Genomic DNA, 17,622 nt, shown 5'->3' with positions numbered 1-17,622 from the left:
GAAGTTCTCATGAAACGTATTTGTATATGTATTGCCGCATTCTCGTATGCCGTATCGGCCCATGCCGGCGGTTTCGAGCAGGTGAATCAGTCTGCCGCAGCAGCAGGTGTCTCCAATGCCTTTGCGGCTACCGCCAGCGATGCTTCGGCGCTGGCCTATAACCCGGCCGGTATTGCCTGGCAGTCCGGTGTGTCTGTCAGTGCAGGCATTGATCTGAATTATCGCAACTCCTCGGTAAAAATACCGGGTGGTGTTGCTTCCAATACGGGAACTGAGCCGACATTCGGGCAGGTGTATGCCGCCTGGGTACCGCGTGACGGGCGGCTGTCGGCCGGCATCGGCTTCTCACCGATGTATGCAGCCAACAACAACTGGAGTGATGCATTCGGTACGGCCTCCGGTGTGGGTAAACTGACGGTGGATCACACGACCGCCGACCTGGTCTATGCGATTAATAGCGATCTGGCTGTCGGTATGGGCGGTGACTGGTATGTTACCCGGGCCACGTTGTCGCAGGGGACAAATAACTTTAAGGCTACTGACATTGCCAGCTTTGGCGGCCATGCCTCTCTGCTGTGGAAACCGCTACCGGCATGGTCGATCGGAGCAGTGTACCGCTCCGGTGCCAGTGTGAGCATGAGCAAGTCAACCAGCAGCCTGGCATTCAAGTTGCCGGATCAGGCGACCTTGGCGCTTGCCCATGATTTTAACGATGTCTGGCGTCTGGAGACGGATGTGAAGTGGACGCGCTGGTCGGTGCTGAAAAGCATGAACGTGGTTACGGCCGGTGTGGTCAGTCAGCCGAACAGCCTGAATCTGCGCGACACGCTGACGGTTATGGCCGGCCTGACCTGGACGTGGCGCGAGAATACCCAGATCCGTCTGGGTTATGCCTATGATCAGGGTGCAAACCGGAGTCGCAATTATAATCCGCTGATTGCCGATCAGGATGGCCACAGGGTCAGTCTGGGCGGCGGCGGTGATATGTTCGGCATGCACATGGATCTGGCCTATCAATATACGTTTTACAGTAGTAAAACCGCCACCGGTGCCTATGCCGGTAACTACCGCGATCGTAAGCAGAGTATCGTCTTCACTGTTTCCAACCAATTCGATTAAGGTGCAGCCGGTGAGCAAACAGGCGTCGTTGCTCGATAACATTGCCTCTGATGTGAGCATCCCGCTGGCTTACCGGATTCGACCTGCTGTATTGCAGGATGTGGCCGGTCAGCCTGACCTCACCGCAGCCGACTCCTGGTTCTCCACCATGGTGAGCGAAGGGCGCTGCTGCTCCTGCATATTCTGGGGGCCGCCGGGGGTCGGAAAAACGACATTGGCTACCGTCATGGCCGATGCGGCCGGCATCCCCTTTGTTCAGCTCTCGGCCGTATCCGCCGGCAAGGCGGAAGTACAGGATGTGGTAAAACGTGCCCGCTCAGCCGGTCAGACATGGCTGTTGTTTCTTGATGAGATTCACCGCTTTAACAAGGCACAGCAGGATGTGCTGCTGCCCTGTATTGAGGACGGCACACTGGTGCTTGTTGGTGCAACGACTGAAAACCCGTCGTTCTCGCTCAATAATGCGCTGCTCTCCCGTTGCCGTGTCATTGTACTGCAAGCCTTACAGGCCAGCGACGTGGCCGTGATCCTGAAACGCGCATGCCGTTATCTGGGAGATCAGGCCAAAGCGTTTAGCCTTGATGATGATGCGCTTGTCTGGTTGGCGGAAAATAGTGATGGCGATGCCCGCTATGCGCTCAATGCGCTGGAGTCGCTCTTTCAGGCCGATGCGGAACGATGCTGGTCACTGCAGGCCGTTCAACAACAGAGCCTGCGGCGCGCAGCCCGCTATGATCGCGATGGCGATGCACATTACGATCTGATTTCAGCTCTGCACAAGTGTATTCGCGACTCCGATCCGGATGCAGCGGTGTACTGGCTGGCGCGTATGCTGGAGGCGGGTGAGCAGCCATTGTATATCGCTCGTCGTCTGATTCGCATGGCTACAGAGGATATCGGCCTGGCTGATCCGAAGGCGTTGAACATCGCGCTGGATGCGCATCGCATGTTTGAAATTCTCGGCTCGCCGGAGGGGGAACAGGGCTTGTTTGAGGCGGCGATTTATCTGGCTCTTTCCGCCAAGAGTAATGCCGCCTATATGGCGGAAAAAGAGGCCAGGAAACTGGCGGGCCTGACGCGAGCGGCGGAAGTGCCGATGCATCTGCGCAATGCGCCGACCAGGCTGATGCAGCAGCTGGGCCATGGTGCCGGTTACCGGTATGCCCACGATGAGGAGAACGGGGTGGTGGATCAACGCCATTTTCCCACTGAGCTGGGCAGGCCGACTCTTTACCGGCCGGTTGCGCGCGGATTCGAGCGCACACTGCGTGAGCGCATTGACTGGCTCAAAGCAGCGCGTCATGGCAAGCTCAAGCCTGACGATGAAGAGGGGGGAGAGTCTGTATGATGCAGCAACTCGCAGCCGTAGCGATTGGCGGTGCAGCCGGTGCCGTGGCCCGCTGGCTGATGGCATCGGCCATACAGAGAGTGGCCGGCGGTGCTTTTCCATGGGGTACATTCGCTGTTAATGCGCTGGGCTCGTTTCTGCTGGGTTTTCTGTTCGTCTGGTTAATTGAACGATCTACCGCCGGTGAGTTGCTGCGACTGGCGATTACTGTCGGGTTTCTCGGTGCTTTTACTACCTTTTCCACCTATTCACTGGAATCCGTACGTCTGCTGCAGGAGGGTGCCTTTCAGATGGCATTCGGTAATATCGCTGGCCAGCTGCTGGTGTGCCTGCCGCTTGCCTGGCTGGGTGTACAGCTTGCCAGATCACTGTGAGTGTTCTGATCATCTTCTCATCAGTGGATATTTGATGACCCACCCGCCTTATCCGTTCAAATCGGGAGATAGCCTCAGATGAATAAGCAGGGTATGAAGAGATTGATACAGTTGCGTAAGCAGCATGCACGAATCAGCTACCTCAGCCATGACTATGAACTGGTTGATGGTGCTTGCCATATTGTCTGGCACTTCGAACTGGATCCGGGCATTGCCTTTGATCATAGATTGAGTCTGTACAATGCCGCCATCAGGAGGGAGGGGCTGCAGGGTGAGCAGTTGGAGCTGCTGATATTTAATCTTGGCATGGTTGAGTTGATCAGTTATTTCAAACTGGCTTGCCCTGAGCGAATTGAGATTCACCCATATCGACTGAATTCTGATCAGGTACAATTCTGGTACAAACTGTATTTAAACGGACTGGGTGAATACATGTTCGTAAATGGCATTGATGTTGATGTAATTCGTGCATGCCGTTTCTCCTGTTCACCATCGGCAGTCCAGATGCAGCCGGTGGATTTTATCAGTGATCCACACAGGGCGTTGATACCTGTTGGTGGTGGTAAGGATTCTGCAGTGACGCTGAACCTGACTCAGCTTGTACCCGGCCTGCACCGCTATATTTTAATGGTGAACCCCATAGCAGCGGCAGAGCGATGTGCACGTATCAGTGGCGTTAGCGAAACGGACTTTGTACGGGTGGCACGACGTTTGGATGCCCGTTTGCTGGAGATGAATAAACAAGGATATCTCAACGGGCATGTGCCGTTTTCCGCTTCTATTGCCTTCATTGGCCTATTAAGCGCTGCGCTGCTAGGCATTCGTAGTATTGTACTCTCCAATGAGGCGAGCGCGAATCAGGGTAATATTTTGTATCATCAGATGGATGTGAATCATCAGTACTCGAAAAGCTTCGAGTTTGAAGCAGATTTCCGTGATTATGTGGCAAACCATATTTCGGGTACTGCATTTGATTATTTTAGCTTGCTGCGTTCGATGGGCGAAATGAAAATCACGCGACTGTTTGCCGACATGCCTGAATACCATGCTGCATTTGTCAGCTGTAACCGGGCGGGCAGAGATGATGCTTGGTGTGGGACTTGTCCCAAATGCCTGTTTGTTGCTGTGATGTTGTCCGTTTACCTGTCAGCAGAACAGGTGGAGCGCATTATTGGGTGCGATATCATGGCAGATACTGAACTCTCAGAGCTGCTCGCATTGCTGGCAGGCTTTGGTGAACACAAGCCGCTGGAGTGTGTTGGTACTTATGAGGAGATAAGAAGTGCCTTGCTGAGCATTCGGGATCGGGATGGCGTGGACATGCCTGCGCTGGTTGCTAGCTTCTTTGCCGAGTATGGCCAGTCAATGCAATGGCTGGATACGGCTGAGCTGTCGCGCTCCCTGGATAGAGCTGCGGATGATTTTGTGCCGCCATTGTTTCAGACTGCTATAGAATGAGTGTACGGCTTTACCTTGAGGGTTTGACGCGCGGAAAGCGTGTATTGGTATTGGGTTTTGGCCGAGAAGGGCGGAGCACACTGAAGGCGCTGCTGCGTGATGGCCAGTCTGGGTGTATTGCTGTTGCAGATGCGAACCCGATAGCTGATGGCGTGCCCGACAGTGTTAACCTGTTTGTAGGGTCGACTTACCTAGATCGGGTAGCGGATTATGATGTGGTATTTGCAGCGCCAGGTGTGCCGTTGGCAGCTATCAGCAGTCGTTTCATCGCAACACAACGGATAACCAGTCAGGCTGATGTATTGATGTGTGCTTGTGCGGAGAAGACGATCGCGGTAACCGGTACCAAAGGCAAGAGTACCACATCCACGATCATTCACCGTATGTTGCAGGCTGCTGGCAAATCGTCGGTACTGGTTGGGAATATCGGGAAGCCGGCATTTGATGAGCTGGAGGCACTGGAGCAGGCGGATGTGATCGTTTGCGAACTCTCCAGTCACCAGCTGACTACCGTGACACGTAGCCCGAATGTGGCGGTGTTGCTGAATCTTTTTCCGGAGCACCTCGACTATTACAGTAGTTTGGATGCCTATTATCAGGCCAAAACTGCTGTCTTCCGCTATCAAGGGCCAGATGATTATCTGGTACTCAATGCTGACAGCCCCGAATGCCGCGAAATGACGACGACAGCACTGGCTAAAAAGTTGCAGTTTTCACATGATGATTGTCAGCTTGATGCTTGGTTTGATGAATCAAGTATCCATATACAGACGGATGGGGGAGATATCGAGGTGCCCCATGCATGTTGTGAGCTTTTAGGTGCGTTTAATATGTATAATGTCATGGCCGCAATACTGGCGACTTCCCGGATGGCTGTTGTGAACAGGGCGGTGATTGAGCAGGCCCTGAAGGGGTTTACCGGTTTGCCTGACCGTATGGAGTATGTCTCCGTTGTGCAGGGGGTAACCTTTATCAACGATTCGATTTCGACGACGCCGGATACGACTTGTGCGGCTCTGAGTGCATTTGAGGCGTCGGTAGGTACACTGATTCTGGGCGGGCAGGCCAGACCTGTTGCGACCGAACGTTACGAGCGCCTGGCTGCGATGATCCGCTTGTATGGTGTGCAGCATCTTATATTTTTGCCGCAGAACGGCCCGGCCATGCGGGATATCCTGCAGCGATACTTCAATAACACGGGGTTTACCGTCTGTATGCATGAGGTCAACGATATGGTTGCTGCTGTAGAGACGGCGCTGCAATATACAGCCGAGAATTACATATGCCTGCTAAGCCCGGCTGCCCCCAGCTTCGGCGTATATAAGGATTATACAGCGCGAGGTGAGCACTTCAGGGAGTGTATCAAGAGTCTGGCATGATACAGCTTAAATAAAGCCAGTTGCACTGGAAGGGACGGGGTCATGAGTAGAGATTATAACGAAGAATACGTAGCCTTGAGTAATAAGGCTTCGGCTAATGATTTCCGGGGAGTGATTCGCGACGCCGGCGAGTTGATTGAGTCTGCCCTGAAGGATCTCTATGAAGCCTACTTTCCAAAAATGTCTCCGGCCAGGCAGAAGGTCCTGATTCATTACATGGAAGAGAAGTATGCCGGTTTGTCTTACCGGAAACTGGGGTTCGGGCAGCTGTATGGCATGTTTACAGCGCAAAAGATATGGAATGATATCAGTGAACAGGGCGGTGTGATAGAAAACAGGTTCAAGTTACTGGCGCTGGATAAGCTGAGTCATCTGGTGAGTTTGAGAAATGATGCTGTCCACAATCATTATAAAGCGGAGAAAACTGAAGCAGATTTTGCACTGAACTATACAGCAAGCTTTTTGCACGCATTTACCTTGTTTGAGTTTTCCAGAGAGCAAAAAAGCAAAGGGCTGCAGAGTAGCCTGGATACATTGCTGGCTACCGAAGTGTTGTTGGGTGAAGTACAACTGTATGATTCTCTCAATCAGGTCCTTCAGGATGAAGATATAGACTCTGTTGACGTTACTTATTTTTCGGATGTGATACCTGGTCTTCAAACTCAAGCAGCACCGATCCAGCAGTACTGGTCTTCGATAGCTAGTGCCGTGAATAATGGTACGATTACTCTGCGCCGGGTTGTCAGCCTGCCAGGAGGTAGTGGCAGGTCGCGGACGCAAAAAGCGTTATGGGTCCTGCTGTCCCAGTTTCCCAGATACTATGATAAAATTAACGAAGGACAGGTCAGCATCAGCATCATTGAGGTTTCGAACCTGCAGATACCTGACAAACCAGTAGAAACGAGTCTGAATGGCATCCCACTGATTAATCTGATTTTGCTCTACAGCAAGAAAGATCCTTCTGTCGGGCACGCATGGCTTTTTGGCTCGCATGATAAACAGGGAGGTAATCAGGTGTACTTGCACGTGGCAGGGAAGGGAGGGTTTTCTGCGCTCAGGAGTATGTATGATAACCTGTTTGCATCAGGGACCCATCTGACAGCGCGCGTGGCAAAGGACATGATGGAATATTTGACGCGTAAAGTAAATCTGGCTTCAGAGGAATTCAGGCATACAGTGGAGTCCAAACGGACTGATTTTGGGCTATCCGAGTCAGATGCGCAACTTGCAATAGAGTTCTGGTCCGGATTTTCGGATCAGGAACATGACGATCTTGACGACTATTTTTAAATCATCCGTATTCCCTGGCTGGTGTTGGCAACAGGTTGGGGGAAGACGTAAGTACCAGTTGATAGAAATATTTCCGGAGGCATTGTGAATACGAAAGAGAAAGTGTTGCAGCATGGAAGCAGGGGAATGGATATTCTCAAGGATTATGTGGATGAGGATATTTACGTTCGTTGTGCTAACAGGCTGGTGGACGATGAAAGAAAAGTTGCCCTGATTACAACCGGCTTTTTTGTTGCCAACTCAGCTGAAACAGACGGACCTCCGGGGGCATTTTTTCTTTATCATGCGCTCAAAAAGATAGGTTACGAAGTTGCGCTGCTTGTCGATCCTATTGTGTTTCCACTGATGTGTAACGCTGTCGGCTACGAAAGCCTGATTAATATGCCCCTGGGGGAGGATGTGGACTCCAAGGCATTTGCCCGCTCTATTCGGGATAGCCTGAACCCTTCCGTGATTATTGCGATTGAGCGTTGTGGTCGTGCGGCCGATGGCAAGTATAAAAACATGCGGGGAAAAGATATTGGTGCACACACGGCAAAAGTCGACGAGGTGTTCGAGCTGTTGGCAAGTGAATCGTATAGCGTAGGGATTGGTGATGGCGGTAATGAAATCGGCATGGGTAACCTGGTGGAAGTGATTCATGAGGGCCTGGATATTGATCCCTGTATCGTGCCGGTAGATGAGTTGTTGATCGCCACCGTATCAAACTGGGGGGCTTATGGCCTGATCAGGGAGCTGGAAATAGCATCATCCCGGTCTGGTTTGCTACCGACACCTGAGCAGCAGCAGGCATTTGTGGCAAAGATTGTCGGGATGGGGGCAGTCAATGGTATGTCGGGACTGCCTGAGTGCGTGGTAGACGGGTTTGATGCGGAAGTGGAACAATCCATTGTTGCCAGTCTGATATAGTATTGAGTAGTATAATCATATGAGTTCCATTATGTCTCCTCGTTATGCGGAGTGGTCTGATTCGCAACTTGATATCGGGCGGGAGCTTATTGATACAGCCGAGCGTCTGTTTGCTGCGCATGCACCATCGCGTACGGTGCGATTGATTGATGTTGCCTGTGGGCCGGGGACCCTGACCAAGCAGCTTGTTGACCGATTGCAAAGCCATGGCATACATATAGAAGTGTCTGCGCTTGACCACGATCCTGCCATGCTGGCGAGCACTGCAAGAAAACTGCCCGGCTGTAGAACGTATCAACAGAGTTTCCATGTGCCGTTGTGTGGCGGGCAGCAGTTCGACCTGATCTTTTCCAATGAAGGGCTGCACTGGATCCCGAGTGTGCTGGATGAGCATGCAGAGCTTTTGGCAGATACCCCTAGGCTGTTAAGGGAGCAGTTCGGTAATCGCTTTGTCACGATTGGTAATCAGTTGTTGACTGCATCATTGTCGAATTTGCATCAAATGACGGCAGCCAACGGCTATGCTGTTTTGCAATTCGGGCGCAAGGGACAGCTGGATAAGCTGTGGCAACTCGTAGACGATACGCTGCATGCATACGGTGTATCCGGAGTGGCTTGCGAATTGTTGTTTCCACTCTATTACCCTGATGAAACAGATCTCTTTAATTGTATTCACAGTGCAGGCTTCAGTGTCGTGGAGGCACACCTGTTTCAGCAGAGCCTCAGCGAGAAAACAGCTACGGGGATCACCGGGTTTTTACGGGGATTTTCTGAGCATGGCCTGCAGAAGATTCTTCCCTCAGGTCAACTGGATAGATTCTACCAGAGCATTGAAGATACTCTATCCCGAATGAACAACCTACGAAACTTCAGGCAGGGGCAGTGGAACCGATCGATTCTGGTACTACATAAGCCATGACTCGTTCTGTCATGGTGATGCACTAGTGTGTTTAAATGTTACACTGAGTATGGATAACTTGCCGATACTTTCAATGCAGTTACCATGCGTGCAAACTAAATCAGGTGGAATAACTCAATGAGCTCAAAAAAAGTAACCAAAAAACAGCTGCTGGAAATGGCTTCTGATCTGAATATCAAAGGTGCGGCCAAGTTGAACAAGGCTGCTCTGATTCATACAATCCAGATTGCGGAAGGCAACTCTCCATGCTTTCAGACCATCACCAATTGCGCAGTTACCCCATGCATGTATCGCGCTGAGTGTCAGGTTTAAAAGCATCTGCATGCTATAACATAAAAAGGGCCCTGTTCGGGCCCTTTTTTGTGTCCTGCCCGGAAATAGCGGGCGGAGTCAAAAGATCAGTCGTCGTGATGATGTTCACGATCGCCGCTCTCGCTACGATAACTTCTGTCGTCGCCGCGATCACTATGCTGATGGCTGCGCTGGTATCCGTAGTCGAACGGGTCGTAAAATTCAACGCAGCCGCTCATTGTCATGCCCATCACCAGAACCGCCAGGGCGGTATATAATTTTTTGTACATGCTGCCTCCGTTAGAAGTCGAATCGTTTCAATGCCGCCGGAATGGTCTCCGACCGTAAGGGCCATGGAAACACAGCTTCCTTAAATCATTATGACAAAACGGGCGGGGGGCTAAATGATCGGGATCACAGATTGTGGTTGGCGACCCGTCGGATACCATTTTTTATCTGTAAGTTGTAATAAGCAGGCCCCTCTTCAGGTGAGGGGGTTCAGGGCCAGTAGGTCACCATTGCGGTACAGGTTTCGCAGATTTCGATACGGGAGACGCGTACGCGTTCATTATCCAGACGGCTGCTCATCTTCTTGTACAGCTCGGCAGCGACATTTTCGCTGGACGGGTTGATGCGATCAAAGGGTGGCACATCGTTGAGATTATAATGATCCCAAGGCTCCAGAGCCTCCTTCAACTCGCTTTTCAATACCTTGTAGTCAATGCCCAGACCCAGTTCATCGAGTTCCGTGCATTCGACATACAGTTTTACATGCCAGTTGTGTCCATGCAGTCGGGCGCAGTCGCCGGGATAGTCGCGCAGGCTGTGTGCGGCGGAGAAATGGGTTTCGATACTTAGTTCAAAGCGCGCCATTAGCGACTCCCGGGCAACAGCATGGCTGCCGATACATTGCGTCCTTCAGCCAACAGGATGTTATAAGTGCGGGCGGCTGAGCGTGAATCCATGCACTCAAAACCGATATGACGCTCGCTTAAACGCTGCAGAGCATCCGGCTCCGGGAATGCGGTGGTGCGACCGGTGCCGATAATCAGTATCTCGGGTTCTTTGTCCATAAAGATATCCAGACTATCGACAGTTATATCGCGGAGCCGTTCGGGCCCCCACGGCGCTGTCAGGTGACCGGCATGGATACAGAGACTGCTGTTGTACGGCTGTTGGTTGACTCTGATGCAGTCATTGTCATAGCCGGTGAATAACAGCGCTTCACGCTCGAGTTCAGGGCTGATATCGCCCTTGAAAAAGGCGGAACTCAGGGTCTTGCCTCCATCTCGCGAGTCTCATCAGCGTTGCCTTTAAAATAGCCTGCCAGTGACAGCATGATCGGGCTGGCAATGAAGATTGATGAGTAAGTACCGACGCCAATGCCTGCAATCAGTGCGAAAGCGAAATCATGAATGACTTCACCGCCGAACAGGAACAGGGAAAAGACCACCAATAATGTGGTAAACGATGTCATCAGGGTACGTCCCAGAGTCTGGTTAATCGCGTTATTGGCAATCAGCCCTTCATCCTCCGGATTCTTGCGCTTGCGATTGGCGGCAAAGTTTTCACGGATACGGTCAAACACCACAATCGTATCATTCAATGAGTAACCGATGACGGTCAGCAGAGCTGCAATGACCGGCAACGTGAACTCCTTGCCGGTAATGGCGAACAGGCCGAGTACAATAGTGATATCGTGCAGCAGTGCGGCATCAGCGCCGAGCGCAAAACGGAATTCAAAGCGGAAGGTGACGTAGATCAGAATCGCCAGCATGGAGATCAGAACAGCCATGATACCGGCATGTGTGAGCTCGTCACCCACCTGCGGCCCGACAAACTCTACCCGTCGCATCTCCACTGCGTCAGCCGTGAATTTTGCGTTTAAACTATCGAGGATGGCGGTGCTGATGGTAGACGACTTCTCGCCCTCCCTGTTCTGTACGCGGATCAGGATCTCTTCGGGAGATCCGAACTCCTGAATGACGGCATTGCCATAGCCTTTGGGTGATATGGCCGAGCGTATGTCAGCGATCTTTGCAGGTTTGTCGAATTTGACTTCAACCAGCGTACCACCGGTAAAGTCGATGCCGAAATTCAGTCCCTTAATGGCCAGCATTCCCAGAGAAATGATGATCATCAGCGCCGAGATGGCCATTGCAAGCTTGCGCTTGCCGATGAAGTTAATGTTGATATCCGGACGGATCAGTTGCATGTCAGTGCCTCAAATGCTCAGTTTTTCGATACGAGCGCGCTTTTCAGTGCTTACGGCAATGATGGCGCGGGTGACGGTAATGGCGGTGAACATTGAGGCCAGAATACCGACGGAGAGTGTTACCGCGAAGCCCTTGACCGGGCCGGAACCGAACTGGAACAGCACGATGGCGGCAATCAGGGTGGTGATGTTGGCATCAATAATGGTGGAGAATGCCTTGTCGTAACCGCCGTCAATCGCGGCCAGCGGCGTTTTACCCAGATTCAGCTCTTCCCGGATACGTTCGAAGATCAGTACATTGGCATCCACCGCCATACCGATCGTCAGCACGATACCGGCCATGCCCGGCAGGGTTAGTGTGCTGCCGATCATGCTCATCGCGCCAATAATCAGCAGCATATTGAAGATCAGTGCGACATTGGCGACCATGCCGAACATGCGATAATAGATGCCCATGAAGACCAGTACGAAAAGAGTACCGATGATAATGGATTTCATGCCCTGGTCGATTGAGTCCTGACCGAGGCTCGGACCGATGGAGCGCTCTTCCACCACCTGCACCGGAGCGGGCAGGGCGCCTGCTCTGAGGATGATCGCCAGATCATGCGCCTCAGCGGGTGTGAAGCTGCCGGTAATCTGGGCAGAGCCGCCGGAAATGCGTTCGCGGATCACCGGTGCGGAGTTGACGACACCTTCAAGGATGATGGCGAAACGCTCGCCGACATGGGCCGCAGTCAATTTATCGAAACGATGCGAACCCTTGCTGTTGAATTTCAGTGTGACGGCATATTCGTTGAAGCGGGAATCAATGGAGACGCGGGCATCGGCAATTTCACTGCCGGAGAGCTCGGTGTGTTTCTTCAGCAGGTAGGGCTGACGGTTAAGCTGACCGTTGGCGCCCCTCTTTGCAGGGCCGTACATGATGATATCGCCGGGGGGGATGCTGCCGGCCATGGCTTTTTCCAGATCGCCCTTCTCATCCACGAGCTTGAACTGCAATTCTGCTGTGCGTCCGATCAACTGCTTGGCACGGGCTGAGTCCTCGTAGCCTGGTATCTGTACCAGGATGCGGTGGTCGCCCTGTTTGACAATCACCGGCTCGGTTGTGCCCAGTGCATCAATTCGGCCGCGGATCACTTCAATGGCCTGATCTACGGCAAATTTGCGCGTCTCATCGGCGACTGAATCTTTAAGCGTCAACACGAAGGTGTTATCAGCTGCGGCAGGAGAGAGGTTATAATTGCTGAAAGTATCCTTGAGCAAGGTTTCGGCCGCAGCCAGATCACTGGCTTCCTTGATCGTAATTTTCAGCGTATTGCCTTCACTGGCCAGCTTGCGATAACGTATCTTTTCCTTGCGCAGCACCTGCCTTGCGGTATCGACATCCTCTTCCACACTGTGTGTGACAGCTTTGTTGACATCCACATCGAGTACCAGATGGACGCCGCCCTTCAGATCGAGTCCGAGACTCATCGGATGGCTCAGGGCAGAGGGCCACCACGATGGAGTGCTCATGATATTGGGCAATGAGCCCATCAGCGATACGACCAGGACGGTCAGAATTAACCAGATTTTCCAGCGCGGGAAGCTATGCATGAATCAGATCCTTTTGTGTACTGCGATTATTAGTCGGACAGGCCTGTGATGGTATCGCGTTTTATTTTGACGCGGACGTTTTCGGCGATTTCCACTTTCAGGAAGTCATCTTTTACATCGACGACTGTGCCATAGAAGCCACCGCCGGTAATGACTTTGTCACCTTTTTTCAGCGCTTCGATAATCGTGCGGTGTTCCTTGACCTTTTTCTGCTGCGGGCGAACCAGCAGGAAATAGAAGATGACCATAATCAGCGCCAGAGGGAGCAGTGAGGCAATGCCGCCGCCGGGGCCGCCGACGCCTTCGGCCATGGCCGGAGTAATCAAGGCAGATGCTGCAGCCATGGCTGCGATTGAGTGGTTGATGATAGATTTCATGATGGATGAGCTCCTGAATAATTAGAGGCCGGGATTATGCCTTGCCACGGTAGCGTTGTAAAAACTGATGACGGAATGCGGGCCAGTTTTCCTCTGCAATTGCATCTCTGGCGCGCTGCATCAGCGTACAATAGTAGTGAAGATTGTGCAGGGTGTTCAATCGCGAGGAGAGTATCTCCTTGGCCATGTACAGATGTCTTAGATAGGCGCGGGAAAAATTGCGGCAGGTGTAGCAGTCGCAATCGTGCATGATCGGGCGCGGATCCTCTGCATGACACAGGTTTTTGATGTTCAGTTTGCCGTCATCGGTGAACAGGGTGCCGTTACGCGCATTGCGTGTCGGCATCACGCAGTCGAACATATCAATGCCGCGGTCAATGCCTTCGATCAGATCATCGGGTGTACCCACACCCATCACATAGTGCGGTTTATCGACCGGCAGATGCGGCGCTAGTGCATCAAGCATGGCCATCATCTCTTCCTTCGGCTCACCGACCGATAGTCCGCCGATGGCAATGCCTTCGAAATCGATGGCAGAGAGCGCCTGCAGGCTCTTAATTCTTAATTCCGGATACATACCGCCCTGAACAATACCGAACAGGGCCTGTGTCTCGTTGACAGGCAGATGCTCGCGGCATTCGCCCGCCCAGCGCATCGACATCTGCATCGACTCTTCCGCCTCAGCATACGTAGCCGGGTAGGGGGTGCACTCGTCGAAAGCCATGACGATATCACTGCCGAGCTTGCGCTGAATCTCCATGCTCTCTTTCGGGCCGAGAAAGACCTCTGCACCGTCGATATGGGAGCGGAAGCGAACGCCGTGCTCCTCGATTTTGCGCAACTCACCCAGCGACCAGACCTGAAAGCCGCCGGAATCAGTCAGGATCGGTCGCTCCCAGCCCATGAACCGGTGCAGACCGCCCATTTTCTCCACCAGATCCGCCCCCGGGCGCAGCATCAGGTGATAGGTGTTGCCGAGAATGATGTCGGCTTTGATATCATCGGTCAGATCAGCGGGCGTCATGCTCTTCACTGTCGCCTGCGTACCAACCGGCATAAATACCGGCGTTTCAACCACGCCGTGCGCGAGTTGCATACGTCCGCGACGGGCATAGCCGTTGGCATCGGTTGCCAGTATTTCAAAGCTCAAAGCACTCATGGCGGCGCAGCCTGCCGATATGTGTCAGTTGCAGCAAGTTACAACTGGATTTCATCCGTATGTGCTGCCGGGGCCGATTTCATTGAGGGGTGAATGTTGCTAGAGGGGCGGTGAACTTCCGGCGTGTTAATCAGGCTTTACTGTGGCAAACAGACACTATAAATGTCTGATTTTGATCAACTGTTGTCGACACATGGTATGATGACAGCGAACCAAAGCCATCAGGGAGGCCGGTCATGGTAAACGTAAACCATCAATACAGACTTTTTATCGATGCCGGTATCGTCCGGCATGTAAACGGCAAACACCAAAAGTTGGTACGGGTTGCTTGCTGGTTACGTCATCTGGGCCATACGCTCTATGTTGAAGATGAACAGGGCATGCAGATTCAGGTGTAAGCCGTTATAAGAAGCAGGCCTTACGGTCCGATTCGAGGCAGACGGCGAACCTTGTTCTCCTCTACAAATCCAGCGACAGACCGTTAAGTTTGAACCATTTTTTTGCCTCACGGTAGTCGGGCAGGATGGATGCCACCAGCTGCCAGAAAGCGGGGGAGTGGTTGTGGTGCTGCAGGTGGCACATTTCGTGTACAACCACATAATCAGCGATATGCGGCGGGGCCATGATGATGCGCCAGTTGAAATAGATGCGCCCGTCGATATGACAGGAGCCCCAGCGGCTGCGGTAGTTTTTGATACCGGTCAGCGTCGGGGTGAGGCCGGTAAGTTGAGCATAATGTTCAACCCGTTGCTGCAGGTACCGTGCAGCATATTGCCGGTACCAGGCGGTAATTTGTTTGCGCAATGCTTCCCTGTGATCCGGCAGCGGCGAGCGGCATACAAGCTGGTAGCCGTTCAGTATCACCTGCCGTCTGGTTGACGGTTCAACAGATAGTGCATAATTGCAGCCCAGTAGCGTGAATCGCTCACCCTGCCGGAATGTTTTCGGTTGATGTTGTCGGCGTGAATGGGTGTTGAAGTGGAGCTTTTTTTCAATCCACGGCTGCTTGCTGGCCACCCATGCGTCGATATGGCTGTCGGAAAGGTGGCTTGGCGCCCGCACGTCGATCCGGTTATCCGGATGAATGACAATGCTGGCCGTTCTGCGCCGCGCACTGCGCACGATATTATAACTGATTCCGCTCACTGCAGGCGACTGGCATCCACACTGTGCGGCAGGCTGTAGTGGCTGCCACAATACTGGCAGGTCACCGTGATCTGGCCGCTGGCATCGAGCATGTCATCCAGCTGCTCGTTCGGCATGGCCTGAATGGCATTGGCCATCTGTTCGGGGTTGCAGATGCAGTGATAGCCGTAGCTGTCGATGCCTGCCTGCTTGCAACGCAATGTATCAAAATAGTGAAGCAGTCGCTCAGGCGCCTCGTTCTCCAGCGCCGCATCCGGAATTTTGGCCATCGTTTCGACCGCTTTAAACCAGCTCTCCTCATCGCAACCGGGCATGGCCTCAATCATGATGGCCAGATCGCCGTGCAGAATAATATCGGCGCGAATCTGTACCGATTGGGTCAGATAGCGGATCAGGTGATCGGCCAGGAACGGCGATTCATGTTCAACGGTGGAGATATAGGGATGTCCGAAGCCCAGATCGCGCACGGTGGAGATGCGCAGTTTATTGCCCAGGCGCGAGCCTATGGTCGTCGCATCGATTGTGTCGCCGGATTCATGACGGTTGATATAGCCGCGCACAGCACCCTGTCGGGACTCGGTGAGTACCCGCTGCCATGGCGAAGCATCCGATGTGCTGTCGAGCTGCAGTACCTGCCGCATGCCACCCTTACTGATGGAGAGCAGCAGGATGGCAGCCAGCAGTGACTGGCCGAAGAGCAGTGCATCGGCGGCATCCAGCCTGTGAATGCGCGCGCCTTCAGCGATGATGCCGGTACCGCGAATGATGACGCCGCGTGTATGGGCCTCCGGCAGCAGAAATCGGATCAGACTGTCATCAGGGACGCTTATCGGTTGTTTTTCAGCCATGCATGTACTCCAGTCAGGGAATCAAAACAGAAATCGGCACCGGCTTCGGTCAGCTCGGTTGCGCTAAAGCCGTCACACAGGCCAAGGGCGCGGCTGCCGGCACGGGTAGCTGCCTGCATGTCTGCCACGCCGTCGCCGACCATGACGCACTCCGTTGCTGTGATGCCCAGTCTTTCACAGGCAAGCCATAATGGCGCCGGATCGGGTTTCTCGGGACGGCCTTCGATCTTGCCGATAACGGCCTGCACCAGATCAGACCAGCCGAGAATATCCAGCTGCGCCTCGGCGCGCGACTGCGATTTGCTGGTGACGATGGCACAGGGGAGGGCGTTATCCTGTAACCAGAGCAGCAGTGTTTCAGCACCCTGCAGTGGCGTAATGCGCTGCAGATAATCCTCATCATGAATCTCCAGGAAACGGGCGCCGGCCGCCTCCCGGTGTTCTCCGAACAGAGCTTTCATGCCGCAGTCACCGCGGCCGGTGTGCCGTTTGACCTCCTGCGCGGTCATCTGTGGCAGGCCGAACTCGCTGAAGGTCTGGTTCAGTGCGCGGATAATCGGAGGGAACGCATCGACGAGGGTGCCATCCATATCCAGTAACACGCCGTTGATCATGATGCTATCTCCTGCCTTGTTTGTCTTAGCGCATTAAACTCATCCAGCATCGCTTGTCGCAGCATCATGCTGACAGGGCCCGGTTTGCCGTCACAAACCGCGTGCCCGTTAATATGGCAGACCGGCATGACAGCATCCGTGGTACTGCACATCATACATTCGCTGAGTCCGTTCTCATCCAGCCGCCAGGCGCGCTCTTCCACGGGAATGTCATGCTCGGCTGCCAGACGCAGGATCATACTGCGAGCAATGCCGCCAAGCACCTGATGATCCAGCGGATGGGTTACCAGCGTGCCGTTGATGAGAGCCAGCGCATTGCTGCTGCACCCCTCCAGTATCGATTCCCGCTCATCCTGCCAGAAGCATTCATCGGCTCCGAGCTGGGCTGCCTCCTGCTTGCCCATGACGTTGGCCAGCAGGGCGATCGATTTGATGTCACAGCGCTTCCAACGGATGTCAGGCCGTGTAATCGCAGTTGCACCGTGGGTCACCTGTTGTACTGACGGTTCGGGCAGTTCACGCACGGTAATCACCATTGTGGGTTTGGGTATGGTGTCGATCCCGGTGAGCGCGCGGCGCC

The 17,622-nt window shown here is 53.3% G+C and carries 21 protein-coding genes; 10 read left to right on the top strand and 11 right to left on the bottom strand.

All coding sequences use genetic code 11. The features are described from left to right. Window positions 1-9: 9 nt before the first annotated feature. The 9 genes from SPV1_RS11440 (at window position 10) to SPV1_RS11400 (ending at window position 9,108) form a co-directional block, all read left to right on the top strand. Window positions 10-1,119, top strand: a complete 1,110-nt coding sequence (locus SPV1_RS11440) for an OmpP1/FadL family transporter (protein WP_009851373.1) — start codon at window positions 10-12, stop codon at window positions 1,117-1,119. A gap of 10 nt (window positions 1,120-1,129) precedes the next feature. Then, window positions 1,130-2,467 carry a replication-associated recombination protein A gene (locus tag SPV1_RS11435; RefSeq protein ID WP_152909282.1) on the top strand — a complete coding sequence of 446 codons (1,338 nt, stop codon included), beginning with the start codon at window positions 1,130-1,132 and terminating at the stop codon, window positions 2,465-2,467. Beyond that, window positions 2,464-2,841 (top strand): fluoride efflux transporter CrcB, encoded by a 378-nt coding sequence (gene crcB, locus SPV1_RS11430; RefSeq protein ID WP_009851371.1) that lies wholly within the window; start codon window positions 2,464-2,466, stop codon window positions 2,839-2,841. The genes SPV1_RS11435 and crcB overlap by 4 nt, the downstream gene beginning before the upstream one ends. 78 nt (window positions 2,842-2,919) lie before the next feature. After that, a complete protein-coding gene (locus SPV1_RS11425) occupies window positions 2,920-4,299 on the top strand; it encodes a hypothetical protein (RefSeq protein WP_009851370.1) in 1,380 nt (459 codons plus the stop codon). After that, window positions 4,296-5,678 carry a UDP-N-acetylmuramoyl-L-alanine--D-glutamate ligase gene (gene murD, locus SPV1_RS11420; RefSeq protein ID WP_009851369.1) on the top strand — a complete coding sequence of 461 codons (1,383 nt, stop codon included), beginning with the start codon at window positions 4,296-4,298 and terminating at the stop codon, window positions 5,676-5,678. Before SPV1_RS11425 ends, murD begins: the two co-directional genes overlap by 4 nt. Window positions 5,679-5,720: 42 nt before the next feature. After that, on the top strand, window positions 5,721-6,968 hold the full coding sequence (locus tag SPV1_RS11415; protein WP_152909283.1) for a hypothetical protein: 1,248 nt from the start codon (window positions 5,721-5,723) through the stop codon (window positions 6,966-6,968). Between the two features lie 84 nt (window positions 6,969-7,052). Continuing rightward, on the top strand, window positions 7,053-7,877 hold the full coding sequence (locus SPV1_RS11410) for a glutamate cyclase domain-containing protein (RefSeq protein ID WP_152909284.1): 825 nt from the start codon (window positions 7,053-7,055) through the stop codon (window positions 7,875-7,877). 19 nt (window positions 7,878-7,896) lie between these two features. Continuing rightward, window positions 7,897-8,796: a methyltransferase domain-containing protein gene (locus SPV1_RS11405; protein WP_009851366.1), complete on the top strand. Its 900-nt coding sequence runs from the start codon at window positions 7,897-7,899 to the stop codon at window positions 8,794-8,796. A gap of 117 nt (window positions 8,797-8,913) precedes the next feature. Next, window positions 8,914-9,108 carry a hypothetical protein gene (locus SPV1_RS11400; RefSeq protein WP_009851365.1) on the top strand — a complete coding sequence of 65 codons (195 nt, stop codon included), beginning with the start codon at window positions 8,914-8,916 and terminating at the stop codon, window positions 9,106-9,108. Window positions 9,109-9,194: 86 nt separating this feature from the next. On the opposite strand, the gene SPV1_RS11395 is transcribed toward SPV1_RS11400, so the two are convergent. From SPV1_RS11395 to tgt, 7 genes are all read right to left on the bottom strand, one after another. Next, window positions 9,195-9,377: a hypothetical protein gene (locus SPV1_RS11395; protein ID WP_009851364.1), complete on the bottom strand. Its 183-nt coding sequence runs from the start codon at window positions 9,375-9,377 to the stop codon at window positions 9,195-9,197. A 208-nt stretch (window positions 9,378-9,585) separates the two neighbouring features. After that, a complete protein-coding gene (gene queD, locus SPV1_RS11390) occupies window positions 9,586-9,960 on the bottom strand; it encodes a 6-carboxytetrahydropterin synthase QueD (RefSeq protein WP_009851363.1) in 375 nt (124 codons plus the stop codon). Then, a complete protein-coding gene (locus SPV1_RS14210) occupies window positions 9,960-10,307 on the bottom strand; it encodes an Mth938-like domain-containing protein (protein ID WP_081442002.1) in 348 nt (115 codons plus the stop codon). The genes queD and SPV1_RS14210 overlap by 1 nt, the downstream gene beginning before the upstream one ends. A 50-nt stretch (window positions 10,308-10,357) precedes the next feature. Beyond that, window positions 10,358-11,302 carry a protein translocase subunit SecF gene (gene secF / locus SPV1_RS11380; protein ID WP_009851360.1) on the bottom strand — a complete coding sequence of 315 codons (945 nt, stop codon included), beginning with the start codon at window positions 11,300-11,302 and terminating at the stop codon, window positions 10,358-10,360. A 9-nt stretch (window positions 11,303-11,311) separates the two neighbouring features. After that, complete coding sequence (gene secD, locus SPV1_RS11375) at window positions 11,312-12,898, bottom strand: protein translocase subunit SecD (protein ID WP_009851359.1); 1,587 nt, start codon at window positions 12,896-12,898, stop codon at window positions 11,312-11,314. Window positions 12,899-12,927: 29 nt separating this feature from the next. Beyond that, window positions 12,928-13,275: a preprotein translocase subunit YajC gene (yajC, locus tag SPV1_RS11370; protein WP_018294156.1), complete on the bottom strand. Its 348-nt coding sequence runs from the start codon at window positions 13,273-13,275 to the stop codon at window positions 12,928-12,930. Between the two features lie 34 nt (window positions 13,276-13,309). Further along, complete coding sequence (gene tgt, locus SPV1_RS11365; protein ID WP_009851356.1) at window positions 13,310-14,434, bottom strand: tRNA guanosine(34) transglycosylase Tgt; 1,125 nt, start codon at window positions 14,432-14,434, stop codon at window positions 13,310-13,312. Window positions 14,435-14,670: 236 nt separating this feature from the next. Between tgt and SPV1_RS11360 the strand changes: the two genes are divergently transcribed. Beyond that, window positions 14,671-14,832, top strand: coding sequence for a hypothetical protein (locus SPV1_RS11360; protein WP_009851355.1), 162 nt, complete (start codon window positions 14,671-14,673; stop codon window positions 14,830-14,832). A gap of 61 nt (window positions 14,833-14,893) precedes the next feature. Here SPV1_RS11360 and SPV1_RS11355 read toward each other — a convergent pair whose 3' ends face one another. The 4 genes from SPV1_RS11355 to SPV1_RS11340 all read right to left on the bottom strand — a co-directional run. Then, complete coding sequence (locus SPV1_RS11355) at window positions 14,894-15,580, bottom strand: M48 family metallopeptidase (RefSeq protein ID WP_009851354.1); 687 nt, start codon at window positions 15,578-15,580, stop codon at window positions 14,894-14,896. After that, on the bottom strand, window positions 15,577-16,428 hold the full coding sequence (locus SPV1_RS11350; protein WP_009851353.1) for an Hsp33 family molecular chaperone HslO: 852 nt from the start codon (window positions 16,426-16,428) through the stop codon (window positions 15,577-15,579). Before SPV1_RS11350 ends, SPV1_RS11355 begins: the two co-directional genes overlap by 4 nt. Further along, a complete protein-coding gene (locus SPV1_RS11345; RefSeq protein ID WP_009851352.1) occupies window positions 16,407-17,042 on the bottom strand; it encodes an HAD family hydrolase in 636 nt (211 codons plus the stop codon). The genes SPV1_RS11350 and SPV1_RS11345 overlap by 22 nt, the downstream gene beginning before the upstream one ends. Further along, window positions 17,039-17,622, bottom strand: a 584-nt coding sequence (locus SPV1_RS11340; protein ID WP_009851351.1) for an aminotransferase class IV, incomplete at its 5' end; no start/stop codon positions are given. The genes SPV1_RS11345 and SPV1_RS11340, both read right to left, overlap by 4 nt.

Source organism: Mariprofundus ferrooxydans PV-1, assembly GCF_000153765.1.
GTDB lineage: Bacteria > Pseudomonadota > Zetaproteobacteria > Mariprofundales > Mariprofundaceae > Mariprofundus > Mariprofundus ferrooxydans.
The sequence above is the reverse complement of the archived record's forward strand: the minus strand, read 5'-3'. Positions and strand labels throughout refer to the sequence as shown.

What these genes read in the sequence shown, in the direction of transcription:
- SPV1_RS11360 (WP_009851355.1), top strand. Translation starts at nt 14,671, where the DNA reads ATGGTAAACGTAAACCATCAATACAGACTTTTTATCGATGCCGGTATC.
- SPV1_RS11415 (WP_152909283.1), top strand. Translation starts at nt 5,721, where the DNA reads ATGAGTAGAGATTATAACGAAGAATACGTAGCCTTGAGTAATAAGGCT.
- queD (WP_009851363.1), bottom strand. Translation starts at nt 9,960, where the DNA reads ATGGCGCGCTTTGAACTAAGTATCGAAACCCATTTCTCCGCCGCACAC.
- SPV1_RS11350 (WP_009851353.1), bottom strand. Translation starts at nt 16,428, where the DNA reads ATGGCTGAAAAACAACCGATAAGCGTCCCTGATGACAGTCTGATCCGA.
- secD (WP_009851359.1), bottom strand. Translation starts at nt 12,898, where the DNA reads ATGCATAGCTTCCCGCGCTGGAAAATCTGGTTAATTCTGACCGTCCTG.
- secF (WP_009851360.1), bottom strand. Translation starts at nt 11,302, where the DNA reads ATGCAACTGATCCGTCCGGATATCAACATTAACTTCATCGGCAAGCGC.
- SPV1_RS11425 (WP_009851370.1), top strand. Translation starts at nt 2,920, where the DNA reads ATGAATAAGCAGGGTATGAAGAGATTGATACAGTTGCGTAAGCAGCAT.
- SPV1_RS11405 (WP_009851366.1), top strand. Translation starts at nt 7,897, where the DNA reads ATGAGTTCCATTATGTCTCCTCGTTATGCGGAGTGGTCTGATTCGCAA.
- crcB (WP_009851371.1), top strand. Translation starts at nt 2,464, where the DNA reads ATGATGCAGCAACTCGCAGCCGTAGCGATTGGCGGTGCAGCCGGTGCC.
- SPV1_RS11395 (WP_009851364.1), bottom strand. Translation starts at nt 9,377, where the DNA reads ATGTACAAAAAATTATATACCGCCCTGGCGGTTCTGGTGATGGGCATG.
- SPV1_RS11440 (WP_009851373.1), top strand. Translation starts at nt 10, where the DNA reads ATGAAACGTATTTGTATATGTATTGCCGCATTCTCGTATGCCGTATCG.
- tgt (WP_009851356.1), bottom strand. Translation starts at nt 14,434, where the DNA reads ATGAGTGCTTTGAGCTTTGAAATACTGGCAACCGATGCCAACGGCTAT.
- SPV1_RS11345 (WP_009851352.1), bottom strand. Translation starts at nt 17,042, where the DNA reads ATGATCAACGGCGTGTTACTGGATATGGATGGCACCCTCGTCGATGCG.
- SPV1_RS11400 (WP_009851365.1), top strand. Translation starts at nt 8,914, where the DNA reads ATGAGCTCAAAAAAAGTAACCAAAAAACAGCTGCTGGAAATGGCTTCT.
- murD (WP_009851369.1), top strand. Translation starts at nt 4,296, where the DNA reads ATGAGTGTACGGCTTTACCTTGAGGGTTTGACGCGCGGAAAGCGTGTA.
- yajC (WP_018294156.1), bottom strand. Translation starts at nt 13,275, where the DNA reads ATGAAATCTATCATCAACCACTCAATCGCAGCCATGGCTGCAGCATCT.